Origin of the sequence: Silvanigrella sp. (genome assembly GCF_044369315.1) — a bacterium.
Taxonomy (GTDB): Bacteria; Bdellovibrionota_B; Oligoflexia; order Silvanigrellales; family Silvanigrellaceae; genus Silvanigrella.
Map to the genome: position 1 here is coordinate 1 of NZ_JBIPMD010000081.1, position 12485 is coordinate 12485.

General features: G+C 29.7%; 12 protein-coding genes. 5 read left to right on the top strand and 7 right to left on the bottom strand.

The window, feature by feature from the left end; genetic code table 11:
• Positions 1-107: 107 nt before the first annotated feature.
• The 3 genes from ACIQ56_RS08430 to purH form a co-directional block, all read right to left on the bottom strand.
• A complete protein-coding gene (locus ACIQ56_RS08430; protein WP_397600630.1) occupies positions 108-863 on the bottom strand; it encodes a substrate-binding periplasmic protein in 756 nt (251 codons plus the stop codon).
• Positions 864-900: 37 nt separating this feature from the next.
• Positions 901-1665 carry a hypothetical protein gene (locus ACIQ56_RS08435; protein WP_397600631.1) on the bottom strand — a complete coding sequence of 255 codons (765 nt, stop codon included), beginning with the start codon at positions 1663-1665 and terminating at the stop codon, positions 901-903.
• Between the two features lie 130 nt (positions 1666-1795).
• The gene (gene purH / locus ACIQ56_RS08440) at positions 1796-3454 is read right to left on the bottom strand and encodes a bifunctional phosphoribosylaminoimidazolecarboxamide formyltransferase/IMP cyclohydrolase (RefSeq protein ID WP_397600632.1); all 1659 of its coding nucleotides are present in this window, start codon (positions 3452-3454) and stop codon (positions 1796-1798) included.
• A 385-nt stretch (positions 3455-3839) separates the two neighbouring features.
• Here purH and ACIQ56_RS08445 point away from each other — a divergent pair, with 385 nt between their 5' ends.
• Together ACIQ56_RS08445 and ACIQ56_RS08450 are read left to right on the top strand one after the other, a co-directional pair.
• On the top strand, positions 3840-4973 hold the full coding sequence (locus tag ACIQ56_RS08445) for a cyclic nucleotide-binding domain-containing protein (protein ID WP_397600633.1): 1134 nt from the start codon (positions 3840-3842) through the stop codon (positions 4971-4973).
• A gap of 503 nt (positions 4974-5476) precedes the next feature.
• On the top strand, positions 5477-6172 hold the full coding sequence (locus tag ACIQ56_RS08450) for a substrate-binding periplasmic protein (protein ID WP_397600640.1): 696 nt from the start codon (positions 5477-5479) through the stop codon (positions 6170-6172).
• 114 nt (positions 6173-6286) lie between these two features.
• On the opposite strand, the gene ACIQ56_RS08455 is transcribed toward ACIQ56_RS08450, so the two are convergent.
• From ACIQ56_RS08455 to nadA, 3 genes are read right to left on the bottom strand one after another with little or no spacing between them, the layout of a single operon-like run.
• A complete protein-coding gene (locus tag ACIQ56_RS08455; protein ID WP_397600641.1) occupies positions 6287-6853 on the bottom strand; it encodes an acyltransferase in 567 nt (188 codons plus the stop codon).
• A 51-nt stretch (positions 6854-6904) separates the two neighbouring features.
• Complete coding sequence (locus ACIQ56_RS08460; RefSeq protein WP_397600634.1) at positions 6905-7297, bottom strand: hypothetical protein; 393 nt, start codon at positions 7295-7297, stop codon at positions 6905-6907.
• Positions 7298-7319: 22 nt separating this feature from the next.
• Positions 7320-8432 carry a quinolinate synthase NadA gene (nadA, locus tag ACIQ56_RS08465; RefSeq protein WP_397600635.1) on the bottom strand — a complete coding sequence of 371 codons (1113 nt, stop codon included), beginning with the start codon at positions 8430-8432 and terminating at the stop codon, positions 7320-7322.
• Positions 8433-8624: 192 nt separating this feature from the next.
• Between nadA and ACIQ56_RS08470 the strand changes: the two genes are divergently transcribed.
• From ACIQ56_RS08470 to dinB, 3 genes are all read left to right on the top strand, one after another.
• Positions 8625-9482 (top strand): 3-hydroxybutyryl-CoA dehydrogenase, encoded by an 858-nt coding sequence (locus ACIQ56_RS08470; protein ID WP_397600636.1) that lies wholly within the window; start codon positions 8625-8627, stop codon positions 9480-9482.
• A gap of 49 nt (positions 9483-9531) precedes the next feature.
• Positions 9532-10362, top strand: coding sequence for a Bd3614 family nucleic acid deaminase (locus tag ACIQ56_RS08475; protein WP_397600637.1), 831 nt, complete (start codon positions 9532-9534; stop codon positions 10360-10362).
• A 125-nt stretch (positions 10363-10487) separates the two neighbouring features.
• Positions 10488-11600, top strand: coding sequence for a DNA polymerase IV (gene dinB / locus ACIQ56_RS08480; RefSeq protein WP_397600638.1), 1113 nt, complete (start codon positions 10488-10490; stop codon positions 11598-11600).
• Here dinB and ACIQ56_RS08485 read toward each other — a convergent pair whose 3' ends face one another.
• Entirely contained in the window at positions 11601-12395 is a 795-nt protein-coding gene (locus ACIQ56_RS08485) for a transporter substrate-binding domain-containing protein (RefSeq protein WP_397600639.1), read from the bottom strand. It abuts the gene before it with no gap.
• Positions 12396-12485 lie beyond the last annotated feature (90 nt).

A 12485-nucleotide genomic window follows, 5' to 3' on the forward strand; every position in this document is an offset into this window, starting at 1 on the left:
TTGGTTCTGCCAATCCATTGGTAGCTCCTTTGTTACTTTTTTTTAAGCAACAATTAACTAACAAATTGGAGCTATTTCTTCAATCTTCACAATATCTTTCTCAACTCTTAACTGGCATTATATTTGTCATATAGTTTTTGATATGAATCTGTAGATTTATACATAACTATATAGTCATCAAATATTTTAGATAATTTTAAACTTTTATCTTTATTTTTAGGGCTTAAAGCGAAATATAAATACTCTGTTTTAAGGCATCCTACTTTTTTTACTTGATCTATTAAGTTATTTTTTTTTAAATAATAATCAAATGTTACAGAATCAAGAACTAAAGACTGATAACTGTTATTTAATAAATTTTTAAATCCATCAGGAAAAAGTTCTTCAGTGCTAATATTTTTAATTTTATTTTTTTTATCGCTATTTTTATTTATATATTCCATCAGCCCAGGATAATGTGCTCCTTGTATAATAGCTATGGAAATATTTTTTAAGGAATCAATATTTTTATATACCCAAGTACTATCTTTTTTTACATAAAAACACATTTGCTGGTAACCCACAGGTTCTTTAGGAAAAATAAAATCAGGAGCTTCAAGTTTAGCAGGTGCAAGAATGCCATTAACTTTACCTTCACGTACTTCTGACACAGCTATTGTCCAAGAATATTTTTGAAATTGTACATTAATATCTTGTCTTTTAAATGCATTTTCAACTAATTCAACTGAGAATCCTGGTTTTTCATCTGAGTCACACATCCAGGGACACCATGGATTCCAGGCAACATTAATGGATTCCGCTTTTATTTTATTACTGCAAAATATACTAATTATTAACAATGATAAACTAAGCTTAATTGGCATAAAATCCCCTATGAACATCCGTTTAAGTAAATCATATTTAAAAATCAAGATCGGTTAATTCATATTTTTTCATTAACTTTTTAACATAGAATGTCTTTTTCAATTTTATCATATTTTTATCAAATATATCAGAAAGAAATTTACTTTTATTTTTATATTTAGGAGAAAAAGAGAGATATATTTTTTCTTTTTCTAAACAACTAACTTGTTTAAATTTATCATTTAATTTATTTTTATTTAAATAGTATTTTGCTGAAGTTCGGTTAAGCAATAGAACTTCAAATTCATTTTTAGAAAGTTTTTCAAAACCTGTTAAATAAATATCTTCTGAACTTATTATATTTAATTTTTTTGGATTTTCAATATTATTATGAATATAATCCATTAATCCTTTATAATGAGTCCATTGAGATATTCCTAAATGAATCGATTCTATAGATCTTTTGTCTTTATATGTCCAATGAAAGTTTTTATTTATATAAAAACACATTTGCTGATATCCCAAAGATTCTTTTGGAAAATAAAAGCCATCAGCATCTTCTTTTGATGGACTAAGTAGACCTAATGCATTTCCTTCTTTAACTTCGTGTATTGCAACTGGCCAAGAGTAACGTTGAAATTCTATATTTATATTTGATAATCGAAATATTTCAGAAACCAATTCAGATAAAAAACCAGGTCTTTTAGATGAATTACACATCCATGGACAATTATAATCCCAAGCAATTTGAATAGGATCTGCTTTAGCAGAAACATTTTTTATAAGTAATATATAAAAAATGAAAAAATAAATTATTCGCATAAAATTCCTAAATATGGAAATTCATTCATTTTTGGATAAACTTATAATATGGTATTTTATATTTATATTTAATTATTGTCAGGTTAGAAGAAATTTTTTTGACTATAAAATAAGTGACATGAATAAAATTTTAATGCTTAAAATGACGATTACCAGTGAACATCATAGAAATTCCATATTTATCACAAGCTTTTATGACCTCAGAATCTTGCACACTGCCACCAGGCTGAACAATATGTTTAATCCCACTTTGATTTATGAGTTCTATACTGTCTGGAAAAGGAAAAAACGCATCACTTGCTAAAATAGCATTTGTTATAGGAAGTCGGATCTTTTTTAAGCACTGCTCAACAGCGTCGACACGGTTAGTAAAACCTCCCGCAATAGATAGAGACTGATATTCATTCGCTAAAACAATGGCGTTTGATCGAACATGTTTAACAACTGTCATACCTAAAGTAAAAGCTTTTATTATATTAGGCGAGGGTTTAACTATAGTTGGAAATGTTACTTTGTTTAAATCTAGAACAATATCATTCGAACTTTGTGCTAAAAAACCACCTTGAACATGAGTAAAAATAATTTTATTTGCTAATGGCAAATCAGGATTAAAAGTAACTAAACGGAGATTTTTCTTTTTTTGAAGAATTTCTAAAGCTTTTGAATCAAAATGAGGTGCGATAACAACCTCTAAAAATGTTTCTGATAATTTATTTGCCAAATCTTCTGTTACATTTTTTGTAACACAAACAATACCACCGAATGGACTTACCGGGTCGGACTCAAATGCTTTGACATATGCTTGATATAGAGAGTCTTTTGAAATTCCAACACCACATGGTGTGTTGTGTTTTAAAATAACAGCAGCATAATCTTCTTTAAACTCAGTTGCCAAACGAATGGCATGTTCAATATCTAAGACATTATTGTAACTTAATTCTTTTCCATGAAAACATTTCATATTTGCAATAGAACAAGTCTTATTCTCATTTTGAAAATCAGCAGTATGATAAAATGCTGCATTTTGATGAGGATTTTCCCCATATCTTAATGATTGTTGTTTTGTTAAAGAAATAGTTACGTTATTTGGAAGGGTAGTAATGGAGTTTACGTTTTCCGTTCTTACGGGGCCAATTTTTGAAGACAATTCGTTTTCTAATCCAAATTGGCTTTCTAACGTTGCAGAAATAATTTCATCATAAGAAGCCGTTTCTCGAAAAGCCTTAACTGCCAATTGTTTTCTTAGGTTTAGTGTTGTATTTCCCTGATTTTCAGTGACCACTTTCATAAAATATTCATAATCAGAAGAGTCACATAAAACAGAAACAGCAGTATGATTTTTTGCGGCTGCTCTTAGTAAACTAACACCACCAATATCAATATTTTCAACTAATTCTGTAGCCGATGCCCCTTTTGCCAAGGTTTTTTGAAATGGGTACAAATTACAGATAACAATATCAAACGGTTTAATATCATGATCTTTCATGTCTTTTGCATCGGACTCCAAAAGTTCTCTCCCTAAAATGCCTCCGAAGACCTTTGGGTGCAATGTTTTCACACGTCCACCTAAAATTTCAGGAAAATTTGTTATGGAATCGACGGTAGAACAGGAAAAACCTAAATTTATGATAGCATTATATGTAGAAGACGTGCCTACAAGTTCACAACCCCATTTTGTTAAAAGCCCACAAAGCTCTTTTAACCCCGATTTATCAGACAAAGATAAAAGAGCTCTGCGTACCGGAATCAAATTTTTAACTTCAATAGAGGGAATATTTTGATGGCTCACGTTCGTCTCCAAAATAAGTGATTATTAATATTATGAAATTACTATATTATTTATAAATAAATCCTATTCCATGCCCTTTATAATAAAATGACATAAATAAGCAAATAGTTGATAACACTGGCCATACAAAAAATAAATATCTAAAATTAAGAATATCTATTCCGATGTAAAAAAGGGAATAAAATATTTATCAAGGGTCATATTATGAAAGTAACGTTTTTTAAAAAATTTAATTTTAAAATTATACTCATTACTGTTTTTTTACTTAGCTTTACAAAAACAGTTGACGCTATTTCAGATAAAAGTTTAATGGATAAAAAAATATTTATCTTTAACCTTAATCATTAAAGTAATTTTTTAAATTGGATAAGATTACGGAGTAAAGATGATTGAATCATTTAAAGATATATCTCTATTTAAAGATTTAAATGACAATCAATTAGAACGTCTTCAAGAAATTTGTTATGAATTAAAACTAAATATTGGAGAAATATTTATTCATGAAGGAAGACTTGAACAAAGATTTTTTATTATTATAGATGGCAGTGTAGAAATTATCAAAAAAAATGGAGATAGATTTTACCCTTTAGCAAAACTAAGTAAAGGTGAAATTGTTGGTGAAATGGTACTTTTTGAAAATGCGGCTCGCTCTGCAAGCGCAAAAGCTATTGAACCCTCAACTGTCTTATGTTTTGATCTTGAAAAAATTAAGAATGATCCAAACTACCTAGATATTTATGCTAAATTCACATCTTTTTTTGGTGAAAAAATCTCGAAAAGACTTCGTTACACAAATGAAGTCACAGTAGAAGTTTTAAAAGAGCGTCTTGCTATTGGCAATTTTGCAGTTAATATTATAGCAATTACAACATTATATGCCATTAGCTTACAAATGCTTCAAAAACTTAAAAGTTATATGTCTAATTCAACTTTAGTTACAATTATAGTATTAATTATGTTTTGTTACTTTATAATTTCAATGATGCTTAAAAGTGGCTACCCATTAAAAACGTTTGGTATTACAATTGAAAATTGGAGAAAATTAGTCATTGAGTCTATTTTATATACGATTCCTTTATTAGTTATTATAATGCTTCTTAAATATATCGTAATTACTTTTAATCCCAAACTTCATCACCTTCCATTATTTGACCCGATGTCTATTTTTAAAACTTCAGCTGATATCAGCTTAAAAGTATATTTTGCTGCCTTGTTTGGATATATTATTTTTGTTCCCATTCAAGAACTTATTGTAAGAAGTGGCATTCAGTCTGCACTCCAAAAATTTCTAACAGGCTCTAAAACAAAAACTATGTGGTCTTCTATTATTCTCTCTAATATTCTTTTTGCTGGTGGACATTCACATATTAGTGCAGGATTTGCTTTGTCTGTTTTTATCCCTGGTATTTTTTGGGGATGGCTGTTTGCAAAACAAAATTCCCTTATTGGAGTCAGTGTTTCTCATATTTTAATTGGTGTTTGGGGTGCCTTTATAGTTGGATTTGAAAACATTTTTTAACTATATTTGGATATGTTTTCAAATTTTTACCAAAAAACCACCCTAAGTAAATCATAGAGAAAAGTTTCTTTTTTTTTCATATCGTAACGAGTAACATTGCTTCTGAATTGCCTTATCTAGTAAATATATGCATTTAAGAAATTATAATGATTCAAAAATTCTAGCCTTTCTCCAGCTATTGAGCATATTCCTGAATGAATAGGCATTTGTCCATAACATGAGTCATATATTAAATAAATACATACATGTTTATTTAGATTTTATTTTGTATTTAACTTACTCTATAACAAAAATTATCAATATTTTCATGAATTAATTTTGCTACCTAGCCGAAATTTTGACACATACACTATTATTAATTATAAAAAATCCTTATATTAAAATAAATTCTACATATTAAAAAGAGGTATATTCCATGAGAGTTTTTATTATTTTTATTCTGACATTATTGTTTTATAGTAATATTAAAGCCTCAGAAAAAGGAACAATAAAAATTGCTTTTTATGAAAATTTTTTTTCCATTTTCTTATATAGAAAAAGGAAAATTAAATGGATTTTTTATTGATATTACAAGACATATTTTAGAAAAAAAAATGCATTATAAAGTTATTTCAGAAGCTTTTCCATGGGAAAGAGCTCAAGAATATGTAAAAAAAGGCGAGTCTGATTCACATATCACTTTAATAACAGAGGAAAGAAAAAAATTTTTAATTTTTAATCATACTCCTATTTTTAAAACACAAGCTGTCATTTTATATTCAATTAACAATCCTAGAAAAAATGAAATAGAAAAAATTGAATCAAAAAATGACCTGAAAAAATTTAAAATTAATGATTATATTGGAAACAAGTTTTCAAAAGATAATTTTCCAATTAGTGAGGGTTTTGAATTTGAATATTCTTCAAATTTAGAGATTTTATTAAAAAAACTTGACAAAAACAGAGGGGATATCGCTTTTGTTACATTTTCAAATTTTACTAGTTTGGCTGGAAAAAAAGAAAATAAAGAAAACTTGAAATCAATAAAAGTAAAATTAATTGAATTTATTGATAGTAAGAATTATTTTTATTTAGCTCTTAGAAAAGACTATCCTAACTCCCAAATTATTCTTGATGAGTTTGATACAGAATTAATAAAATTAAAAAAATCTGGAGAAATAAATAAATTCTTTAATAAATATAATATCAGTGAGTTATAAAGAGCTCATTTGTAGCTTTTCTCGCTTTCGTTAGATATGGGTTAATCTAACTTTTGCAGAAAACAGGCTTAAAATCAGCTCTTCTTCAATATTTGAGAACAAACCCTAAATAAATTATTTTTTTTCTTTTCTATTTCCAATGACTTTAATCGGATTGCCTGCACAAATGGTCCATTCCATAATATTTTTTGTTACGACTGATCCCATACCAATTACGGAATGATTTCCTATTTTAACATTATCAGCAATACAAACATTTGCACCAATCCAAACATCTTCGCCAATTTCTATTCCATGGGAGGTGACCGGCTGATCTTTTATGTTACGATTTGGATTCATTCCATGATTAAATGCATAAATTTTTGTCCCACTCGCAATTCTTGAGTGAGAAGAAATAGAAACACCTTTTACACCGCCATCAATAGAAACTCCTGCATTAATACTTACACCATCTGCAATTGTTATGGGTCCATGTAAAAACACATCAGAAGCAATTGTTACGTTATCTCCAATAATAATATCTCTTCCAGGCTCCGCAAAAATATTTGCGTTTGGAGAAATAAAACAATTGCTGCCAATTTTAACTGTTTCTAGCTCTTGCAAAGTAGATTGAATTTCATCTTGCCAAGCTTTTGCCCAAATTAAATGTTTTGGTTTTAATGAGTAATAAAGCCATGGCATATAACAAAGTCGCTTTTTATGTTGTTCAATAAACTTTTCCACTCATCTTACCTATAATGTTTTTAATTCTATTTTTTTATAACTGATCATGGTACGACGAGCATCAAATAAACTTTTATAACTTTCATATCGGATTCGAAGTTTTTCGGTTTCTGCCCTAGAATTTACAATTTTTTCTAGCAATTCGATATATTCCATATCTGCTTCTGCCAACCGCTTTAATCGCGCTTCAGGAATTTTTTCGCTTGTTAACTCAATCCGATTCATAATTTTTGCACGAATTGAAGTACGAAGAAGTTCTAGGCGCTCTGCCTCTTTTCTTTTTTCTACATATTCAAGGCCAATTTTATTTGCAAGTTGTATAATTTCTTCTAAGCCCATTTCTTTTATGGGAGTCACAGGCTGATGTGAAGAAAAGTTTTTTTGTATATTTTCGTCTGACAAAAGACCACCTTTAATGAAAAGCTTATTTTGATAACGTAACACTCATTTCTAACATACGAGCTAAAGCTTGTTTTGCAAGAGTACGATCTGGCTCCTGAACTGTAATTACATTTTTTGGAGTACCCGCTTTAATTTGCTCTAAAGCCCAAGTTAAATGAGGTAGATCAATACGATTCATTGTTCCACATAGACACATAAAAGGATTTATACTTACTATGGTTTTATCCGGGTTTTCTTTAGCAATCCGATTTACTAAATTTAATTCGGTACCAACAGCCCATTTACTTCCCGCTGGACTCGCTGCAATTGTTTTTACAATAAAATCGGTTGACCCAGCACAATCCGATTTATCCACAACTTCCATTGCACATTCAGGATGCGAAATAATTTTAAAGTCGGGATCTTTTGCGCGAATGGTATCAATTTGTTTTGAACTAAACATCATATGAACAGGACAGCACCCTTGCCATAACATGACTTTTGTATTTAAAATGTTTTCTTTTTCTAAACCACCATAAGGCTTTTTCGGGTTCCATAAATTCATAGATTCCAAAGGGATTCCAAGCTTTTTCGCCGTATTTCTTCCTAAATGTTGATCTGGATAGAAAAAAAGTATTTTTCTTTCTTTCAAAGCCCAATCCACAATTTTTCCGGCATTCGAACTGGTGCAAATCACACCACCTTTTTTAGCAACAAAAGCCTTTAGTGCTGCAGTAGAATTCACATAAGTAACAGGCATAATACTTTCATGACCGACAACTTCAACAAGTTGTTCCCATGCTTCAATAACATCATCCGCATCTGCCATGTCAGCCATGTCACAACCAGCACCTAAGTCTGGGAGCACAACAACTTGATTTCCTGTTTTTAATATATCTGCGCCTTCAGCCATAAAATGAACGCCACAAAAGACAATATAATCGGCCTCAGTTTGTTGTGCGGCGTATTGAGCTAATTGAAGTGAATCACCACGCACATCACTCAATTCTACAATTTCAGGGCGTTGATAATGATGTGCAAGCACAACAAGTTTTTTTCCAAAAAAACTTCTTACAGATTGAATACGTTCGCGCAATTCTTGCTCCGTTAACGTTGGATAGGGAGCAGGAAGTGGTGTTTGGTAAGCAATAGCCATGGTTCAGAATCCTTAAAAAATAATCCTGCACAAATACAGGTCAACTCTTATGACTTGAGCATAACTTCTTCAACATCTCAAGTATTCTTTTTTTCTTTCCGTTTCCTTGATTGATCAAAATAAGGAAATATAGTTCACATACCTGCTAACGCATGAACGCTCAAATTACGAATGAAATTTTAGGAGGATCTCATGGCTCTTACTTCACAAATTAAAACAATTGCCGTCATAGGTGCGGGGCAAATGGGAAGTGGCATTGCTCAAGTAGCTGCACAAGCTGGCTTTCAAGTAATTATATGTGATAACCGCAGTGAAGGATTAAATAAAGCAGTTCTAGGAATTGAAAAAAGCCTCGCAAAATTATTTGAAAAGGGAAAAATAGACGAACATCCTCCTGCTATTTTAGGAAGAATTAAAAAAACAACTCAGTTATCTGACCTCGTTTCTGCCGATTTTATTATAGAAGCCATTCATGAAAATGAAGCTTTAAAAAAAGAAATATTTTCTCAACTCGATAAAATAATGCCCGCTCATGTTACCTTTGCAAGTAACACAAGCAGTTTACCAATTACACGACTTGCTTCTGCCACATCAAGACCTCAGCAATTTATTGGAATGCATTTTATGAATCCTGTTCCTATCATGGGACTTGTTGAAATCATTCGAGGCCATTCGACATCAAATGAAACATATGAAATTACAAAATTACTCTCTGAAAAAATGGGCAAAGTAACAGTTTGTTCTCAAGATTATCCTGGTTTTATTGTAAATCGTATTTTAATGCCTATGATTAATGAAGCGTTTTATACTCTCATGGAAGGCATTGCAAACGCAGAAGATATTGATGCTGGAATGAAACTTGGGACAAATCAACCTATGGGCCCACTTACTTTAGCCGATTTTATAGGCTTAGATACTTGTTACGCTATTATGAAAGTATTACATGATGGCTTGGGTGATAGTAAATACAGACCTTGTCCGTTACTTAAAAAATATGTAGACGCGGGACATTTTGGAAAAAAAACGGGGCAGGGTGTTTATAAGTATTAATGAATAAAGATATGAGAAAATAAAGTTAGAAAAAGATCTTTGGTAAAATATGATTCATTTAACAGAAAAAATAATGTATGATTTAATTCATAAATATCAAAATAATATAGCCTTTTTAATTTTTGAAAATACAGTTTATTATTCTGTAAATCATTTTATTCCAAAAACACCAATATCTGCAATTACAACTTTAATTCAAGGAATTCATCACTTTTATCCTGAAAAATCTTTTTTTATACTTCGAAAAAAAATTTATGCATCTTATACAGCGACAGAAATGTGTCATGGTATGATTAAAGTTACTGCCAAAAGATTTTTCACTCCAATCATTCCTAAAGATCATGACATCTCAATTTCTTTTAATTTTCAAGAAATTATTTATCCTATATCCGAAAATACGAAAATGAAATGGCCACAAATACCAGAGCATAAAAATTTAAAAAATATTGAATTTTTAAAATTAACAGAAACAATAGCAAATGATATTTCTTTGCAATCAGAACTCTATCTTTCCGATAGAAAAATTGCTGCTATTTTAGTTTCTAAAGATAATGAAATACTATCTATTGGAATAAATGAAAGCTCTAAAAACAAAACGAAACACGCAGAAGTAAACTTAATTCAAAATTATTATACTAAATTTAATCAGCCGTTACCTGAGAACTGTCGAATCTTTACAACTTTAAAGCCTTGCAAAATGTGTGCGGGAATGATTTGGCATTGCTCAAAAGACATTTCAACAGTAAAAGTATATTATTTAAATGATGATTTAGGTCCTTTTTCTAAAAATACAGTTTTAAATTGTGGTACCTTAGAGCGGCAAAGAGCTGCTCAAAATAGCATGGAATTATCTATGGTGATTGAAGAAAAATTATTTTAAATTCATATATTTAAATATTGTAATAAATAATCTAACTTGCATAAAATTTAAATAACTTATAAAAGAGTTTTTTATTTGAGTATTCTTCTTGCGCAACTGTAATTTTACGGAAACGGATTTTTATTTTGAATGATAGTAACTTGCAACAAATTATTCATCCCTCTTTATTAAAAAGAAAAATCATTCATTTTGATCTTGATGCTTTTTTTGCTTCTGTTGAAATAAGAGACAATCCTCGTTTAAAAGGACAACCTCTTATTATTGGCGGCATGCCAAATGAAAGAGGGGTTGTTGCCACGGCTTCCTATGAAGCACGAAAGTTTGGCATTCATTCTGCCATGGCTTCCGCTCAAGCAAAAAAACTTTGCCCTCAAGCTATTTTTTTAAAACCAAGATTCGATGCTTATTCTAGTGCATCTGCCGAAGTTTTTAAAATATTAACAAATTATTGCTCCATAATAGAGCCTATGTCTTTAGATGAAGCCTACTTAGACGTAACAAACATTTCTCACCAAACTTCGGCTACTAAAATTGCTGAAAATATAAGAGAAGAAATATTTCTTAAAACAAAATTAACGGCTTCAGCAGGAATTGCTCCTAATAAAATGATTGCAAAAATTGCTTCCGATCTAAATAAACCGAATGGATTTGCTGTTATTAAACCCCAATTTTGTTTTCCCTTTATGCAAACTCTTCCCCTAAAAAAAGTTCCCTTTATTGGTCCTGTTACTTCAAGAAAATTTGCAAGTTATAATTTGTTTACTTGTTCTGATGTATTTCATATTGGCAAAGACTATATCATTGAAAATTTTGGTCCAAATGCCGAATGGGTTTATGACAAAGCTTGTGGCATTGATGAATCGGAAGTCATTACAACCCATGTAAGAAAATCATACGGTGAAGAAGAAACATTTATCAAAGACATTATAAATTATTCTGATAAAATAGAAATGCTTAAAAAAATGGTTGCAAGTTTAAGTGAATATTTATTAAAGAAAAATATCTCATTTAAAACTGTAACAATTAAAATTAAATATTCAAATTTTACAGTGAAAACAAAATCAAAAAGTTTTCCCTTATATTTTTTTGAAAAAAATATTCTTGAGAAAATATCTTTACAATTATTAGAAGAAATGAATTGTGAAAAGGTACCATTGCGATTAATGGGCGTTTCGGTTTCAAATGTGATTGATAAAAAAGATTTGCAGCAAGAAACTTTGTTTGGAGATTATATTTAGTTACCTTTTTAACTCTTCCATCCATTTATCCGATTCAATATAATATTGAACCGCCTCCGCATATCCACCTGATTTTTTCCAATCCGCAAAAAAAGAGTTAAACTCTTTAAGGAGATCTTCATCTTGTTTCCTTATTCCAACAGCAAGATCTTCATAATTTAATTTTTCAGGAATGATATATAATTTTCCTTTATTTTCATTAGAGGCCATAAAGGCATAAATTGAATCTTGAACAAAAGCATCGGCTCTTCCTTTTAAAACAGCGGTAAGCATATCGGCATTGGTATCGAATCTTAATATTTTTGCATTTTTAAGAGTTTTTTGTAATACAAAATCACTTGTATTCCCAGTTTTAACCGCTATCTTAACATTTTTCTGATCGAGGTCTTTTATATTCTTATATTTTTTTTCTTCTTTGCTTGAAATTACAATTGAATTTCCACTTTTATAAATTATATCGCTAAAATGAATTACTTTTTTTCGTTCTTCTGTAATAGACATTCCACCAGTAATAAATTCACATTTTTTTGATAATAAAGCGGGAAAAACACCTTCCCATCTTATATCTATCAAAGATAATTTAACGCCTAATTTTTTTGAAAACTCTTCAAACATTTTAATATCAAAACCAACCCATTTCCCTTTTGAAGTTTTTACCTCAAAAGGTGCGTATCCTGCTGTTGTACAAACTCTCAATTCGCCGTTATCTTTAATTTCACTTAAAATACTTTTTTCTAAAGCATTCAAATTAAAAGAAAACATTATTAAAGCATAAAATATTATTTTTTTTATCATAATTTATTTTCACCTATAACAATCCAAAAATAATTCTCATTTTATCGTATTTAAAAATATCCTATTTGTATTGAAAAATGAATCTTAATT